The sequence below is a fragment of the Stenotrophomonas maltophilia group sp. Smal12 genome, assembly GCF_037079935.1.
Classification (GTDB): domain Bacteria; phylum Pseudomonadota; class Gammaproteobacteria; order Xanthomonadales; family Xanthomonadaceae; genus Stenotrophomonas; species Stenotrophomonas sepilia.
This window is the reverse complement of the sequence record NZ_JBAWUK010000011.1, coordinates 1-16407: the sequence shown is the minus strand read 5'-3', so window position 1 is coordinate 16407 and position 16407 is coordinate 1. Positions and strand designations below refer to the sequence as shown.

Annotated in this window: 10 protein-coding genes; 4 read left to right on the top strand and 6 right to left on the bottom strand. The window is 66.4% G+C overall.

Features of this window, described 5'->3' with window-relative positions:
* Nucleotides 1–105: 105 nt before the first annotated feature.
* A complete protein-coding gene (locus WDC87_RS06870) occupies nt 106–3045 on the top strand; it encodes a TonB-dependent receptor (RefSeq protein ID WP_252744322.1) in 2940 nt (979 codons plus the stop codon).
* Between the two features lie 10 nt (nt 3046–3055).
* Nucleotides 3056–4651 carry an alkaline phosphatase D family protein gene (locus WDC87_RS06865; protein ID WP_252744323.1) on the top strand — a complete coding sequence of 532 codons (1596 nt, stop codon included), beginning with the start codon at nt 3056–3058 and terminating at the stop codon, nt 4649–4651.
* Between the two features lie 109 nt (nt 4652–4760).
* Here WDC87_RS06865 and WDC87_RS06860 read toward each other — a convergent pair whose 3' ends face one another.
* The 4 genes from WDC87_RS06860 to WDC87_RS06845 form a co-directional block, all read right to left on the bottom strand.
* On the bottom strand, nt 4761–6869 hold the full coding sequence (locus WDC87_RS06860) for a phospholipase C, phosphocholine-specific (RefSeq protein ID WP_252744324.1): 2109 nt from the start codon (nt 6867–6869) through the stop codon (nt 4761–4763).
* Between the two features lie 8 nt (nt 6870–6877).
* Entirely contained in the window at nt 6878–9256 is a 2379-nt protein-coding gene (locus tag WDC87_RS06855; protein WP_252744325.1) for a TonB-dependent receptor, read from the bottom strand.
* A 115-nt stretch (nt 9257–9371) separates the two neighbouring features.
* A complete protein-coding gene (locus tag WDC87_RS06850) occupies nt 9372–10298 on the bottom strand; it encodes a c-type cytochrome (protein WP_252744326.1) in 927 nt (308 codons plus the stop codon).
* Nucleotides 10295–11641 carry a cytochrome c gene (locus tag WDC87_RS06845; RefSeq protein ID WP_252744329.1) on the bottom strand — a complete coding sequence of 449 codons (1347 nt, stop codon included), beginning with the start codon at nt 11639–11641 and terminating at the stop codon, nt 10295–10297. The genes WDC87_RS06850 and WDC87_RS06845 overlap by 4 nt, the downstream gene beginning before the upstream one ends.
* A 182-nt stretch (nt 11642–11823) precedes the next feature.
* Between WDC87_RS06845 and WDC87_RS06840 the strand changes: the two genes are divergently transcribed.
* A complete protein-coding gene (locus WDC87_RS06840) occupies nt 11824–12942 on the top strand; it encodes an alpha/beta fold hydrolase (protein WP_072166661.1) in 1119 nt (372 codons plus the stop codon).
* Nucleotides 12943–13023: 81 nt separating this feature from the next.
* Here WDC87_RS06840 and WDC87_RS06835 read toward each other — a convergent pair whose 3' ends face one another.
* Together WDC87_RS06835 and WDC87_RS06830 are read right to left on the bottom strand one after the other, a co-directional pair.
* On the bottom strand, nt 13024–14163 hold the full coding sequence (locus tag WDC87_RS06835) for an MFS transporter (protein WP_088497758.1): 1140 nt from the start codon (nt 14161–14163) through the stop codon (nt 13024–13026).
* Between the two features lie 169 nt (nt 14164–14332).
* Entirely contained in the window at nt 14333–15034 is a 702-nt protein-coding gene (locus tag WDC87_RS06830; RefSeq protein WP_005416106.1) for a pirin family protein, read from the bottom strand.
* Between the two features lie 140 nt (nt 15035–15174).
* Here WDC87_RS06830 and WDC87_RS06825 point away from each other — a divergent pair, with 140 nt between their 5' ends.
* Complete coding sequence (locus WDC87_RS06825; protein WP_088497759.1) at nt 15175–16095, top strand: LysR substrate-binding domain-containing protein; 921 nt, start codon at nt 15175–15177, stop codon at nt 16093–16095.
* Nucleotides 16096–16407 lie beyond the last annotated feature (312 nt).

Genomic DNA, 16407 nt, shown 5'->3' with positions numbered 1-16407 from the left:
TCGAATCCCTGTTCTCCACTTCGGTGGATGCGGGCTCTTACTTGGGAGAAGCCGCTGCCAAGTCACGCGGCGACCTCGCAGCCTTTTCTCTTCCAAGGACCCGTGATGCGCAACACGCTCTACCTGTCGATCATCCTCGCCCTGTCTCCCTGCAGCGTGCCAATGGCGGCCGCGGCCGCGGCCACTGCCGATGGCCTTGAAGCCCGCGTGTCGGCGGCGATCGCGGCGCAACCGCTGGCACGTGCGCTTGAGCAGCTGTCGCGCAGTTCCGGCGTGCAGTTCCTGTACTCGGGCAGCGGTGAAGCGCACATGGCCGGGGCTGTGCCGCGGGGCGCCACCGTCAAGCAGGCGTTGGACGCACTGCTGGCGGGTACCGGCCTTGGCTACACCGTGGTGGATGGCAATGTCATCGCCATCGATCCGGCACCCGCACGCAATGCGCCGAAGCCAGCCGCGCCGATGCCGCGCGAGGCCGGGGCGGTGCTGGCGCCGACCCTGGGCACGGTGAAGGTGATTGCCGCGCATGAGGTCATCGACCAGAAGAAGTCGTCGCCGGTGATCAAGGATTCGGTGGTCTACGACGAGATGGACAGCTACGGCGACGAGACCTTGGCCGAGAGCCTGATGGCCGCTCCAGGCCTGAGTGCAGTGGAGGATGCCGGCGAACCACGCTATGTGACCGTGCGCGGCGTGCAGGCCAACCTCAACTACACCACCATCGATGGCATCGCGATCGCCAGCGTGGGGAGCAGTGGCTCCGGGGAGCGCATGAACAATCTGCAGCTGATTCCCAGCGACATCGGTACCCGAACCGACATCTACAAGAGCTTCAGCGCAGAGCAGGCACCGGATGCGATCGGCGGTGTGATCGACATCATCAGCCGCAGCGCCTTCGACCGGTCGGGCAGGTACGTGTTTGCCGATGTGGCAGGCATCTATTCCACAGCCGAGACCAACGTCGAGCGCAGTGCCGGCGGCAACCACGAGACCCTGGGCCATTTCGGCAAGAGTGCCAAGATGGTGTTCTCCAACCAGTTCGGCGCCGACCAGGAATTCGGCATCGTTGCGGTGGCACGCTATGAGCAGCGTTCACGCAACAGCGTCAAGCGCTGGGTGGAGTCGAACTACTACTACAACGACGCTGGAAAATACCTCACCGACGGCACCACGGGTCCGGACGACGCCAAGGGTTGGAACGGCCTGCGTGCGCCTGGCAACTTCAGTACCGGCACCTATACCAACTTCATCACCAACTTCGGTGGCTCCGCCAAGCTTGAGTGGAAGCCCTCGGATGATCCGTTCTACGCATCGCTGCTGCTGTACTCGTACCGGTTCTACGAGAACTCGACGATGAACAAGACGGATCTGTACGGCAACGCCAAGTTTCCGATCCGCAACCAGACCGAGGACAGCGGTACCACCCAGATCAACAGCATCTACATCAAGAACCGCCACGACCGCTGGGACCGCAGCAACCGTGGCGCCATCGCCAGCTTCAACTGGGACGTCGGCGACCGTTCGCGCCTGACCCTGCGTGGTGGCCACACCGAAGAGACCTTCCACAACAACCAGGTCTACTGGGGCGTGCGCGCCTATCCAAGCAATCTGTTCGTCGACTACGAGAATGACAGTCACGGGTTCCCAAACGCGGTAGCGGTTTCTGATTCCAGCCTGCTGACCAGCTCCGCGTTCAAGCTCAATCCGGCGCAGGCCTATGTCTCCCCGCGCGATGCCAAGGAGAGCATCGACAACCTGCGCGCGGACTTCAGCTACAACATCGACGCCGACGCGCGTGGCTTCGGCCTGGCCACCGGCGCCGAGTACCGCCACCTGAAGATCTGGCAGGACATCGACTTCGACTACTTCAAGAGCAGTGCCACGCTCAACGACTACCTGTACCCGGGTTCGACGCTGCTGGGCAGCGTGCCGGGCTTCCCGCTGATCGACAACCGCAAGTGGAACGAGGAACTGCTGCCGAAGCTGGGCAACAACAATGCGGCGTATCCGAATGCCAACTTCACCAGCGACTACAAGTACGTGGAGGACATCACCAATGCCTATGTGTCCGCTCACTACGCCTGGGACCGGCTGCTGCTGATCGGCGGCCTGCGTTACGACCACACCCGCTTCAATGCCTACAGCCCGTTCAGCGATGATGGCGGCAGTACGTATACCTCCGCCTTCCGCAACACGAGCGGTGGCTACAACAACCTGCTGCCTTCGTTGAATGCGACGTTCAAGCTGAGCGAGGACCAGCGCCTGCGCTTCTCCGCCAGCCGTACGCTGGGCCGGCCGACGCCGAGCAACATCGCCCAGGCCACCAGCACCAGCTGTGGCGATGACGAGGAGGGCAGGGGCTTCTGCACCATCAAGCAGGGCAATGCCAACCTGCAGCCGCGCCGTTCCACCAACGTCGACCTGGCGTGGGACCTGTATTTCAACGGCAACAATGGCCTGGTCTCGGTGGCGCTGTTCGACAAGGTGATCAAGGACGATATCTACACCCTGACCACGTTCGAGAACGTGGGGGACACCCGCTACCGGGTCACCCAGCCGATGAACACCGACGAGTCGAAGCTGCGTGGCGTTGAGTTCGCGGTGGCCAATCGCAATCTGCAGTGGGGCCGCCAGCGCTTCGACATGTACTTCAACGCGACGCGTCTGGAAGGCCAGACCAACTACCGCATCACCGATGGCACCGAGCGGCGCCTGGACCGCCTGCTGTACCAGCCGGACTGGTCGCTCAATGGGTCAGTGATCTGGCGCATGCCGTGGAAGAGCTCGCAACTGCGCCTGTCCGGAACCTACCGCAGCCGGATGCTGGTCGACTTCGGTGACACCGAATGGCTGGATTCGTACTACGACCCATACATGACGTTCAACATGGCTTTCAGCCACAAGGTCGGCAAGCACGTAACGCTGAAGTACGAGGCCAAGAACCTGTTCAACACCCAGCCAACCTACAGCACCGGTCCGAACGGGCGTTTCCGAACCGAGATCGACGACTACGGCCGCTTCTTCTATTTCCACATCATCTACAACTGAGGGGTCATCCGTGGAGACGATCAATCGCAGGCGATTCCTGGCCTTGGCCGGCCTGTCGGCCGCAGGGGCCTGGATGGGCACGGCGCGCGCACTGGCCGCGCAGACCGACGCCACTGCACTGAACCCACGCAACCTGCTGGCCTCGCCGCGCTTTGCCAGCACGCCCTTCACCCTGGGCGTGGCCTCGGGTGATCCCTCGGCCGATGGCATGGTGCTGTGGACACGGCTGGCGACCGAGCCGCTGGTGTTCGGTGGTGGCATGCCGGCCCGGCCGATGGTGGTCGAATGGCAACTGGCAGCAGACGAAGGCATGCGCAAGGTGGTACGCCAGGGTTCGGCCCTCGCGCATCCCGAACTCGGCCACGCGGTGCACGTGGAGCTGGACGGGCTGGCGCCCGGACGGCCCTACTGGTACCGCTTCACCGTAGGCGGCCACGCCAGCGCAGTGGGTGGTACGCGCACGCTGCCGTCAGCCACGGCAGCGGTGGACCGGGTGCGCTTTGTGGTGGCTGGTTGCCAGCACTACGAAGAAGGCCACTACACCGCGTGGCGACGCATCGCCGAGGAACCGCTCGATTTCGTCTTCCACTATGGCGATTACATCTACGAAGGCGAAAGCCAGCCGGGCCCGCGGAAGATGAACGGCCAGCCGTTCACCAACCTGCGCAACCACGTCGGCCCGCAGATCTATACGCTGGATGATTACCGCCGCCGCTACGCCCAGTACAAGAGCGACGCCGACTTGCAGGCCGCGCATGCGTCGGCCCCCTGGTTCGTCACCTTCGATGACCACGAAGTGGACAACAACTGGGCCGGCGCCGAAGACCAGGACGATACGCCCAGCGAAGTGTTCCTGCTGCGGCGCGCGCAGGCGTTCCAGGCCTACTACGAGAACATGCCGCTGCGCCGTACGGCATTCCCGCGCGATGGCCACATACAGATGTACCGGCGCGCACGCTACGGCACGCTGATGGATCTGCACCTGCTCGACACCCGCCAGTACCGCAGCAAGCAGGTGAACATGGCGCTGCGTGAGGAGGTGGAATCGCCGGAGCGCAGCATTGTGGGGGCGAAGCAGGAACGCTGGCTGTTCGACGGCTTGGCCGATGCGGCGCCGCGCTGGCATACCATCGCCCACCAGGTGGCGCTGGGCAACTACATGCGCGAGAAGGACGGGGTAGTGCAGTCGTCCGACGACCAGTGGTCGGGCTATCTGGACAGCCGCCGACGCCTGCTCGATCACATCCAGAAGGTGGGCTTCGGCAACGTGGTGACCGCTTGCGGCGACGCGCATCGCCACTACGCCAGCGATCTGGTACAGGACCACCGTGACTCGGGTGTGGTCTCCAGCGAGTTCCTCGCCACCTCGATCACTTCCGGTGCCGACGGCCAGGGCGTGGACGCGTATGCCATGAACCAGCTTGCGCACAGTCCCTACCTGAAGGCGACCACCGACAAGCGTGGCTACGTGCTGTGCGATGTCACCCGCGATGCGTGGATCGGCGACATGAAGACGCTGGATACCGTAATGCAGCCGAATGGCGCGCTGCAGAGCTGGAAGCGCTATGCGGTGGAGCACGGCCGGCCGGGGCTGCAGGAGGCCTGAATCTGCCGATCTGCCCCGTAGAGCCGAGCCCATGCTCGGCTGCTTCTCGCCCTGGTCGCATTGCCCCGACAAAGCAGCCGAGCATGGGCTCGGCTCTACAGAGGGCTCCTCAATCGTGCTCGAACCGCAATGGCTCGCTGCCCATTGCCGGGTCACTGGTGCCGGGGCGCCCATCCTCGGCGCGGCCGGCCAGTCGCAGTGCACTGTCGCCCGCACCGATGCGCAGGTCGTACCACCCTGCGGTGGGCGCCCCGTCCCACGCCACCGTGGCCTCAGCATGCGCCGGCAGCACCAGCGCCTGCTCCGGCATGTGCCCGGCATAGGCGCCGGCCTGCACCCGCACATTCTGCGCGCTGTTGTGCAGATTGCGCAGCTGCAGCCGTAGCTGGCCGTCCGCGCGCTCGATCGAAGCCTGCACGGCAGGCGCCTTGACCGCACCCTGGAAGTGGCGGTGGAAGCCGTTCGGACCAAGCAGCCAAAGGTCATAGCGACCCTGGGCGTCCAGCGGCCAGCGCTCGCGCAGTGGCGTACCTGGCAGCAGCGTGTAGCGGCGTGGTACCGCATCCAGCCGCAGCCGATCGTAGACATGCAGCACGGCCGCCGCGCCTTCGCAGGACAGTGTCAGATCCACACCCGAGGCATCGACTGCGGCAATCGATGCCTGCGGACGATAGGGCAGGGCGCGCGCCGGGCGTACACCGCTTTCCTGTTTCGCTGGTTTCAGCCCCACTGGCAGCGTGGGCACGGTGCGTCCCGGCAAGGCAGCGGCGCGTGCGGCAACCGCACTCACGTCGGGCAGGCCGCGGACGAACGGGCGGGTATCGCGCTGGGCAAAGTCGAACGCAGTGCTGAGGTCGCCGCAGACCGCGCGGCGCCACGGCGAGATGTCCGGTGCCGCCACACCAAAGCGGCGCTCGATCAGCCGTATGACCGAGGTGTGGTCGTACACCTGCGAATCGACCCAGCCGCCGCGACTCCACGGCGAGATCACGTACAGGGGCACGCGCGGTCCCAGACCGTACGGGCGCCCGCGCAGTTCGGCGAGATCGTACTTTTCGTCACCCGGTGCCGGGTGCCGGTGGTACTCGCCTTCGGTGCTGACCGAGGATACACCCGCCCAGCCACCGTCCACCGGCGAAGGCGGGGCAGGGGGCGGCATGTGGTCGAAGAAGCCATCGTTCTCGTCGAACATCAGCAGCAGGGCGGTGCGGCTCCACACGTCCGGATCGGCGGTCAGCGCATCCAGCACGCGTGCGGTATAGGCCGCGCCCTGTGCCGGGCTGGACGGGCCGGGATGTTCGCTGCCGGCCGCGTCGGCGATGATGAAGCTGACCTGCGGCAGGCGCCCGTCAATGACGTCCTGGCGCAGCTGCGTCAGGCCCCGCGTGCTGACCCCGCGAGCGCGCAGCTGCGGGTCATGCCCTGGCGCCGCGCGGTGGGCCTGACGGAAGGCCTCGAAACCCGCCAGCGGGTTGTCGGTGAAGTTGTCGGCCATGTCCTGGTAGATCTGCCAGGACACGCCGCCCCTCTGCAGGCGCTCGACATAGCTGGTCCAGCGGTACGACGCCGGGTGCCCACCCTGTTCAGGGAAATTGTCGTGCGAGTTGGCGATCACCGGGCCACCAGCGTGGGCCTGCGGATCGTTGTGGCCGGTCCACAGGAACACCCGGTTCGGGTTGGTGCCGGCCTGCATTGCGCAGTGGTAGGCATCGCAGATCGTGAAGGCATCGGCCAGCGCGAACTGGAACGGCAGGTCGCTGCGCTGGAAGTAGCCCATCGAATGGTTCTGCTTGGCCTTCGGCCATTGCCCCATGCGACCTTGGTCCCAGGCGCGCTGCGCATCGGGCCAGGTATGCGGCGTGCCTTCCACGCGCATGTAGCCGAAATGCGCGGCGGTATCCAGCGGGAACGGCGCGATCGCGCGCTTGCCGCTGGCATCGGGCTGCAGCCACAGGCTGCGGACGCGGCCACCAGCTTGCAGCGCGGCGGCCGGGGCGACGAACCGATCACCGAAGCCACGTACGCCCGGCAGCGTGCCGAAGTAGTGGTCGAACGAACGGTTCTCCTGCATGAACACCACGATGTGCTGCAGGTCTTCCAGGCTGCGCGTCTGCGCGGCGGGGGCGATCGCGGCGGCCCGGGCGATGCTGGGCAGCAGTGGAGAAAAGCCGGCGGCAACGCCGGCCTGCAACAACCGGCGTCGGCCGATATCGGTCACGGGCTCACTCACAGGTCCACGCGGAAAGAGATGCCGACGGTGCGCGGAGCGCCGATGAAGGCGTTGTCGCGGCCGTCCACCCCTGCAAGATACCGCTTGTCGGTGAGGTTGCTCACCACCAGGTTGGCGCCCATGCCCTTCAGGCGCGGCGACAGGCCTTGCAGGTCGAAGCCGATGTTGGCGTTGAACACGGTGGCCGACGGCAGCTTGTTGACGTTGGCGGCGTCGAGATAACGCGTGCCCAGGTAACGGCCGGACAGGCCGAAGTTCCAGTTCTCACCCTGCCAGTCCGCCGACAGGACGAGGGTCTGTTCGGGCTGGCCGATCACCTTGGCGCCGTCGACGATGCCCAGCTGGGTATCACGCGCGGCATCGCCACTGCCCAGGTACTTGGAGAGGTTGTAGGTATAGGCGGCGTTGAGGCGCCAGCCGTTGTCCCAGCCATAGCCGAACGCCGCTTCCAGGCCGTTGCTTTCCACGCCGCCGAAGTTCTCGTAGACGCCGTCGGTCTCGCCCAGGTAGTCGATGCCGCTGACGAAGCCGGCCGGCAGGTAGACGATGCGGTTGTCGAACTTGATGTTGTACAGCGTGACCGAGGCCGTCAGCGGCCAGCGGCTGATGCGCATGCCCACTTCGATGTTGTCAGCGGTTTCCGGCTCGACGTTGCGGAAGCGCTGCGGGTCGGTCTCGCCGAGCACGCCGGAAGGAATCGCGGCGAAGTTCTGCGAGAAGCCGGCGAACAGCTCCATGCCTTCCACGCCCGGCGCCCAGGTCAAGCCGGTGGACAGCAGCGGGTCGGACCTGGAATCGGATCTGACGTGCTCGCTGGCACCGATCACGCGGCGGCGCGACTGGTCGACGAAGAACTGCTTCACGCCCAGGCGTGCGCTGAACGGCCCGAACCTCGCCACGTCCTCGACGTAGTACATCTGCTCGTCAACCTTGTACTTGTCCTCGAACTGTACCCAGTACGGTTGATGGTCGAAGGCGATATCCTGGCCGACGTTGAGCAGGCGATGCCAGTCGCGGCGTGCCGATCGGTCCAGCTTCTCCACCCACAGGCCGCCACGGATCGTGTTGTCGACCGTGCCGAAGGTCTGCCGCCACTCGACGTCGGCGGTCACGCCCATGCGGTCGTTGTCGTAGTGGGTGTGGCGATACGACTGCGCGCCCAGCACGTTGCCGGCGTAGCAGTTCGGATCATATTCGGCAGTGAAACCCAGCCGCGGTGTGCAGTTGGCCAGGCGCTGCGCGGCGCTGCCGTCGGGATTGACGAAGAAGATCTGGCCAGGATTGCTGCCGCCGTACACGGTCTTTCCACCGATGTACTCCGATTCGGGGCGGCCAGCACCGTCATCGCTGACCTGCGCCAGGTACGGTGGCAGCCAGTCGCCGCGGCCTTGCATGCGGTGCCCGTAGGCGGCCACCGAGGCCTTGAAGCCGTTGCCAGCGTCGAAGGCCGCGCGCAGGTAGCCGAAGGTGTTCTCGCGCAACGCACGCGAGCCGGAACGGTAGTTCTGGTCCAGGTAGGGAATGCCGGTGAGGGTACCGACCAGGTTGTCGCGATCCGGATTGGTCGCGAAGCCCTTCGGTGAGACGCTGGTGTATTCCGGCTCGTCCGCATCGTTGTAGGACAGGTAGCCGGTCAGCGTCCAGCGGTCCAGTTCGGTGATGAACTTGCCGGCGATGTGGTCGTTGCTGGCGTGCCCGGTGCCGTCGATCCAGTCGTGCACCTTCGACGAGGAGGCGCTGACCCAGGCGCGGGTGTGGCCGCCGAGCAGGCCGGTGTCGTAGCGCACGTAGTACTTGCGCGCATCGTTGTCACCGGCGCCGACCACGAAGCGCAGGCGGCTGTCCTGCAACGGGTCGCTGGTGAGGAAGTTGAGCGTGCCGCCCAGCGCTTCGTTCGAGCGCGAGGAGATATCGGCGGTGCCCTGGCTGACTTCCACCGTTTCCAGGTCGAGGGTGTCGATGTAGCGGTTGGCCAGCGAGCCGCCGCCGTAACCGGAACCGCCGTTGGGCAGGCCATCGATGGTGGTGCCGATCTGCTGCGTATCGCGGTTGGTGACGAAGCCACGCATGCTGATCTGCGTGCCCCACACCGACGAACCGGTGGCATCGGCCTCGCTGACCACCACGCCGGGCACCTCGTTGAGTGCATCGTTGACGCTGCTCATCACGGTCTGCCGGTTCAGCGTTTCCGCGCGCACCGAGGTCTTGGCGTAGCTGGTGGCCTGGCCGATCACCTGCACCTGGTCCAGGGTACGGGCATCAGTGCTGCGCGCCTCGGCCGCGTCACCCTGCGGTGCTTCGGCCAGGGCGTCCAGTGCAGGGGCGATCAGCAGGGCAAGCAGCGAAACACGGGGAAAGCACGCAATCGTTCGCATCGAAACCGGACCTTCAGCAGAGGGAAGCCCCGGAGTGTCGGCAGCGCCAATGACATCGGCATGACGCGAAGATGCAGGAACCGTGTTGTGTGACGGCCCGCAGCTGCTGCCTGCATCAGTACCGCGCGTCCTTGGGTTTCGGGTCGCGCGGCCAGTCCTTGCCCTTGTTGGCGAAGTCCGGCCGCGGCTGGTTGATGAAATAGCTGGCGATGTCCACCGCATCCTGGTCGGGCATCACCTGTTGCCCCAGCGGAGGTTCGCGGGTCACTGCCGGTGGCATGTTGTGCTTGACGAAACCGGCCGCCTTGTAGAGGCGCGCCATGCCGGCGCCGATGTTGAAACTGTGGTCGCCCCACAGCGGCGGGAAAGCGATGTCACCACTGGCGTCGCGCCGGCCTTCGCCGTTGTCGCCGTGGCAGGCAGCGCACTGCGCGGCGTACAGCGCCTGGCCGCGGATCGGATCCGGGGCCAGCGTGCTGTCGATGGGCCCTTCGCTTGGCGCGGCGACTTTTGCACCGTCCGGCACTGCACTGTTTAGCCACGCCATGTAGTCGAGCATCGCGCGCATCTGTGGCGCGTCCTTCGGCAGCGGCTTGCCGTTCATCGAACGCTGCAGGCAGCCATTGATGCGTTCGGTCAGGCCGATCACCTTGCCAGGCCGCGGCATGTAACGCGGATAGGCGCCGCCACCGGTGTTGAAGTAGTGGTTGCCGAAGGGACGCTTGCCCTCGGCCATGTGGCACGAATTGCAGTTCAGATCGTTGCCGACGTTGTCCGGCAGCAGTCGTGCGGTTTCGTTGAGGATGCGGCGGCCGAGCATCACCGACTCGGCATTGCCGAGCCCGGCGATTTCTTCGGCGCTCGGCGCATGGTAGGCGCCGACCACCTTGCCCTGTGCATCGAGGATATCGATCGTGCCGGTCACGGCGGCATCCAGATCCGGGTACAGATGACGGTAAGCGAGGGTACCGGCGCCGGCCAGCAGCACCAGGGTGATCGCACTGCCGATCAGCAGGCGGGAACGCGTGCGCGAACGCTTCATTGTGCGGCCTCCTGCGGAACGTAGTGCACCGGCTTGTCGCGCACCACCCGGCGCATGCGCGCCACGTCGACCTCGCTCACTGCGCTGGCCTGATTGCCCCAGCTGCTGCGGATGAAGGTCAGGATCTGTGCCAGCTGCGCATTCGGCAGCTGCTCGAAGCCTGGCATGGTGAAGGCCATGCGGTCGTGCGGGGTCTGTGGCGTGCGGCCGCCGATCAGGGTCACCTGCACCAGCGAGCTGGGATCGTCGGCGAACACGATCGAGTTGCCGGCCAGGGCCGGATAGACGCGAGGCATGCCGCGGCCGTCGGCGCGGTGGCAGGCCTGGCAGTGCTCGGCATAGGCCAGCGAACCGGCCACGCGGTAGTCGCCGCTGCGCAGTGCGGCGGTGGTGGTGTCGGTGCCGGGCGACCACTGTGCGCTGCGTCCTTCGCGGGCGGGCAGCTGCTTCAGGTAGCGTGCCATCGCCAGCAGGTCCGCGTCGGACAGGTACTGCGTGCTGTGCTCGACCACGTCGGCCATGCCACCGAAAGCCGCAGAGCGTTCGGTGCGGCCAGTGCGCAGGAAATCGACGATCTCACCTTCGCTCCAGCTGGCCAGGCCGGTCGATTCGCTGCGCAGGTTCTTCGCGTACCAGCCTTCCAGCACCGAACCGGACAGGAACTGGCGGCTGCCATCATCGGCCATCGCCTTTTCCTGGAACGCCAGCCCGCGTGGCGTGTGGCAGGCACCGCAATGCGCCAGGCCTTCCACCAGTTCGGCACCACGCTGCTGGCCGGCGTCCAGCGACGGATCCGGGCTGAAGCTGCGTGGGCGTGCGAACAGCAGTTGCCACCATGCCAGAGGCCAGCGCATGTTGGCGGGCCATGGAATCGTGCTGTCGGCGTTGTCCTGCTTCACCGGCTGCACCGAGCCCATGAAATAGGCGTACAGCGCTTTGATCTCGGCGTCGCGGGCAACCACGTACGAGGCGTACGGCATTGCCGGATACAACGGCTGGCCATCGTGGCGGATGCCACGGCGCACCGCGCGTTCGAAGTCGGCGTAATCGTAGGCACCGATGCCGGTCTGCGGATCGGGGGTGATGTTGGTCGAGTAGATCGTGCCCATCGGCGTCTGCATGCCGAGGCCACCGGCGAACGGCTTGCCGCCCGGCGCGGTGTGGCAGGCCGCACAGTCGGCGACGCGCGACAGGTACTGCCCCTGCGCGATCAGCGCCGGGTCGTGGATGTCGACCTGCGCGGCCTGCCGAGGTGCGAACCAGTAGGGCGTGCTGCGGGCGATGCCATAGGCGGCGGCCAGCGCGGCGGCCAGGGCAATGGCGAGCTTGAACGAGGTGCGCATGGGGGCACTGTGGACAAGCATGCCGGCGTATTCATTGATCCGGATCAATGCCGAGGTCGATCGCGCCATTGTGACAACCTGAATCGATCCCGCATTGTCATCAAGCCGTCATCCACGCGCGATAGATGGCCCACGCCCGCGTCGTTAACCTGCCACGCTGTCGCATCCTTTCCCGATTGCCCATGAAGCGCCTGCTGCTGTTGTTGCTGGCGTGCGCCGGCCTGTGGCTGGCTGCATGCTCATCCTCGATCAACGCCTCGTCCACCTCGCTTGCCGACCGGCTGATCGCGCCAGGCGGCGTGTCGACCCTGCTCGATCGCCCGCGCATCGCCGCGGCCATTGCCGGGCTGCCCAACCGGCATGGCTTCGCAGCGGGTCGCGATGGCGTGCCGATCTTCTGGCGCGTGTTCGATCCCGGTGACTACGGCGCGCGGTACCACTACCTTCCGCAGCGTCATGAGAACGGCCTGCCTCTTGATACCGGCCTGAGTCTGGCCGTGCCACAGCCGTTCCGCGCGCAGGCGCCACGCGGCACCGTGGTGCTGCTACACGGGTGGATGATGAATGGTGATTCGATGCTGCCATGGTCGCTGCAGCTGGCCGAGTCCGGCTACCGCGTGGTCACGCTCGACCTTCGCAACCATGGCCAGTCCGGTGCAGGTCCGTCCGGCTATGGCACCTATGAATCGGATGACGTCGTCGATGTCATCGGCGAGCTGCGCGCGCGCGGCGAAGTGACCGGCCCGCTGTACCTGTTCGGTGTGTCCTATGGTGCGGCCACGGCGCTGTTCACCGCCGACAAGCTGGGGGACCAGGTAGCCGGGGTGGTGGCGATGGAATCGTTCGCCAATGCCGGTGCGGCGATCCGCACGATGATCCCGCACCTGATGGGACTGCAGCCGGAGGGCCTGAGGGCGCAGGCGGTGGCGTCGTACGCACGCTGGCGCTATGGGGGCCAGGACATCAACCAGGTCATCGCCGCCGCAAGCCGCCGTATCGATGTCGATCTGGACCGCGTCGACGTTGCGCGTGCGCTGGCCGATACCCGCGCCTGCGTGCTGCTGCTGCACGGGCAGGGTGATCAGCATATTCCAGTCAGCCAGGGCCGGCAGCTTGCGCAGGCCAACCCGCGCGCGCACTACATCGAAATGCGCGGAGAGGACCACATCACCCTGCCGCTGCGGCTGGACCTGCTGGCCGGCGTGGTCGATGACTGGATGGCGCGCGACCAGCGCCACCCGCAGAGCGCGTGCCCAGCCCCACAGCTGCCGGCCCAGGCCGAATGGCTGGCACACGGCTGAAAAAACGGGACGGAAGGGATTAAGTCGTTTGCAGCACACTCGGGGCAGGTGCGACTTAATCCCCTCCGTCCCCTTTTTCTGTCAGGCCACGCGTCGGGCCAGTGAGCGGGCGGAGGCGGCTACGCCCAGCAGCAGTACGGCGACGCACAGGAAGGCAAAGCCGAGGCTGGTGGCGTGCGCCACTGCGCCGATCGCAGCCGGGCCAGCGAGGATGCCGGCGTAACCCAGTGTGGTCACGGCAGTGATGGCGATGCTTTCCGGCATCACCCGCTGCTGGCCTGCCATCGAGAACAGCGCCGGCACGATGTTGGCGCAGCCCAGCCCGACCAGTACGTAGCCGGCCAGCGCCACCGGAAACGAGGGCACCAGCGTGGCCAGGGTGAAGCCGGCCGCGGCCGTGATACCGCCGAAGACCAGGGTGCGGGTGCGGCCGAGGTGCTCGACGATGCCGTCACCGAACAGGCGCATTGCCGTCATCGCCAGGGTGAACAACGCGAAGCCGGCGCCGGCCTGGTCACGCGGCACCTGCCGCACTTCGGCCAGGAACACGGCGCTCCAGTCCAGCATCGAGCCCTCGGCGAGGAACACCACGAAGGCCAGTACGCCGATGAACAGCACCACGCCATGCGGCAGTGCCAGCAGCGGGCCTTCGTGCAGGATCCGTTGCGGACGCCAATGCGGCGCCGACAGCATCGCAACCAGCAGAAGTGCCACCACCGAAACCAGCGCGGCCAGCCACAGCGGCGTGCCGAGGATCAGCAGCCCGGTCATGCAGCCAGCACCGACGAATCCACCGATGCTGTAGAAGGCGTGGAAGCCGGACATCATCGCGCGCCCGGCATCGCGCTCGACCGCCACCGCCTGCATGTTCATCGCACAATCCAGTGCACCGACGCCGGCACCGAACACGAACAGCGCCGCGCCCAGCGACACCGGCGAGGTTGCCAGCACCAGCAAGGGTAGGGCGCACAGCATCATCGCGCAGGTGATCACCATCACCCGGCGGCAACCCAACCGCCCCGTCAGTGCACCTGCCAGCGGCATCGCCAGCAGCGAGCCGAGCCCGAGGCACAGCAGCACGGCGCCGAGGCTGGCGTCGGTCAGCCCGGCCTTGGCCTTGGCGTAAGGCACCATCGGCGCCCACGCGGCGGTGGCGAATCCAGGAATGAAGAAGGCGGCACGGGTGGCGTGCTGCTGGGCACGCGGAGATGAAGGCGTCATGCGAGAGCGGGTCCGGATAAACACTGTCATGAAAGCGTTTCCAGTCGCATCGGGCAAGGGGCATTCGGGTCACCGAAGGCCGAATACGATTGCGGGCCGTCCATCAGGCGCAGCGGGCCCGGCGATGCCTTTCCGCATCGCCGGGCCACGTCTTCAGGACAGGGCGTGTTTACAGCGGCAGGTCGAACACCAGCACTTCGGCGTCGTTGCCGTTTTCCAGGGTCAGCTGGGCTTCGTCACTGACCTGCAGCGCGTCACCGGCTTCCAGGGTGATGCCGTTGACCTGCAGCTGGCCACGCGCCACCTGCACATAGGCGCCACGGCCGTTGCCGAGCGCATGGTGCAGCTTCTGGCCGCCATCAAGAATGGTGGCGAAGATGCGGGCATCCTGGTGGATGCGCAGCGAGCCCTCGGCACCGTCCGGCGAAGCGATCAGGCGCAGCTGGCCGCGCTTGCTGTCCGGCGTGAAGTGGGTCTCCTCGTAGGACGGCGCGATGTTCTCGGTGTCCGGGAAGATCCAGATCTGCAGGAAATGCACGGTCTCGTCGGCGGAGTGGTTGAACTCGCTGTGGGTGACGCCGCTGCCGGCGCTCATGCGCTGCACGTCGCCGTAGCGCAGCACCGAACCGGTGCCCATCGAGTCCTTGTGTTCCAGTGCACCGCCCAGCACGTAGGAGATGATCTCCATGTTGCTGTGGCCGTGGGTGCCGAAGCCCTGGCCGCCGATCACCTTGTCTTCGTTGATCACCCGCAACGGGCCGAAGCTGACGTAACGGGGGTCGTAGTAGTTGGCGAAGGAGAAGGTATGGCGCGAGGACAGCCAGCCATGCTCGGCCAGGCCACGGGTAGCGCTCTTGCGGATCTGCAGCATGAGGGAATCTCATTGTTCGATGGTTTCGATGGGGCGGGGTGGACCAGTGACCGCTGTGTTTCCCCGTTGGAGAGAAGTATCCGCTTGCGTCCGGGGTTTGAAAAACGGATAGTTTTGACGACCATCATCGAAAAATTCGAATGCTCAAGCTCAGCCTCGATGCCCTGCAGATCCTGGATGCCATCGACCGCCGTGGCTCCTTTGCCGCCGCCGGCAAGGCCCTGCACAAGGTGCCCTCGACGATCTCCTATACCGTGGCCAAGCTGGAGGAGGATCTGGGCGTGCAGCTGTTCGACCGGGTCGGCCCACGTGCAGAGCTGACCGAGGCCGGGCGCGCGCTGCTGGACGAAGGCCGACACCTGCTGCGCGCGGCCCGCGAGCTGGAGCTGCGGGTGCGCCGGGTGGCGTCGGGTTGGGAGACCGAACTGACCCTGGCGGTGGATTCGGTGTTCCCGACCTGGCTGCTTGGGCCGGATATCGCCGCATTCCGTGAGGCCGAGGCACCAACCCGGTTGCGGTTGATCGGCGAGGCCCTGTCCGGCACCTGGGAGGCTCTGCTCGACCGCCGTGCCGACCTGTTGGTCGGCGCGCCGGGCGAAGGGCCCAGTGGTGGCGGCTATGTGGTCGAGCCGCTGGGCACGGTGGCGTTCGTGTTCGCGGTGGCACCCGATCATCCGTTGGCCAACGTGCAGGGCGTGCTGGGCCGTGAGCAGCTGGTCGAGCATTGCGCGATCGCCGTTTCCGATTCGGCGCGCAGGCTGCTGCCGCGCACGGTGGGCCTGTTGATGGGGCAGGAGATGCTGACCGTGCCCGACATGGCCAGCAAATTGAAGCTGCAGTGCGAAGGCGTGGGCTTCGGCTTCCTGCCCGAGCCATGCGCGCGCGCTGCAGTGGCGCGCGGCCAGCTGGTGATCCGTGAGGTGGAGGAGCACAAGCCGGAAGAGGCCTTCTGGCTGGCCTGGCGCACCGGTGAGGATGGAGCGGCATTGCGCTGGTGGCGCGAGCGCCTGCGCAGGCCGGAGCTGCTGTCGCAGTGGTGGCAGGCAATGGCCAAGGGGTAGGGGATTGGCAGGGCTGCGCCCTGTACCCGCTACGATCCAGAGCAACAGCAACAGCAACAGCGACAGCAGAAGGTGGTTTGCTGAGGGATGGCGGGGTGGGGGGGGGGGGGGGGGGGGGGGGGGGGGGGGGGGGGGGCGGCCCCCCCGCGCGCCCCGCCGCCCCGGCCCGCGGGCCCGGGGCCGGGCCGGGGACTCAAATAAAACACCCACCACACAACAAAAAAAAATAATTTATGAGAATTTGTTTGTTCATAGGTGTTCGGGGGGGGGGGGGGGGGGGGGGGGGGGGGGGGGGGGGGGGGGGGGGGGGGG

Excerpts from the sequence above, each read along its gene's own strand:
- WDC87_RS06870 (WP_252744322.1), top strand. The coding sequence starts at position 106 with ATGCGCAACACGCTCTACCTGTCGATCATCCTCGCCCTGTCTCCCTGC.
- WDC87_RS06855 (WP_252744325.1), bottom strand. The coding sequence starts at position 9,256 with ATGCGAACGATTGCGTGCTTTCCCCGTGTTTCGCTGCTTGCCCTGCTG.
- WDC87_RS06850 (WP_252744326.1), bottom strand. The coding sequence starts at position 10,298 with ATGAAGCGTTCGCGCACGCGTTCCCGCCTGCTGATCGGCAGTGCGATC.
- WDC87_RS06845 (WP_252744329.1), bottom strand. The coding sequence starts at position 11,641 with ATGCGCACCTCGTTCAAGCTCGCCATTGCCCTGGCCGCCGCGCTGGCC.
- WDC87_RS06840 (WP_072166661.1), top strand. The coding sequence starts at position 11,824 with ATGAAGCGCCTGCTGCTGTTGTTGCTGGCGTGCGCCGGCCTGTGGCTG.
- WDC87_RS06835 (WP_088497758.1), bottom strand. The coding sequence starts at position 14,163 with ATGACGCCTTCATCTCCGCGTGCCCAGCAGCACGCCACCCGTGCCGCC.
- WDC87_RS06830 (WP_005416106.1), bottom strand. The coding sequence starts at position 15,034 with ATGCTGCAGATCCGCAAGAGCGCTACCCGTGGCCTGGCCGAGCATGGC.
- WDC87_RS06825 (WP_088497759.1), top strand. The coding sequence starts at position 15,175 with ATGCTCAAGCTCAGCCTCGATGCCCTGCAGATCCTGGATGCCATCGAC.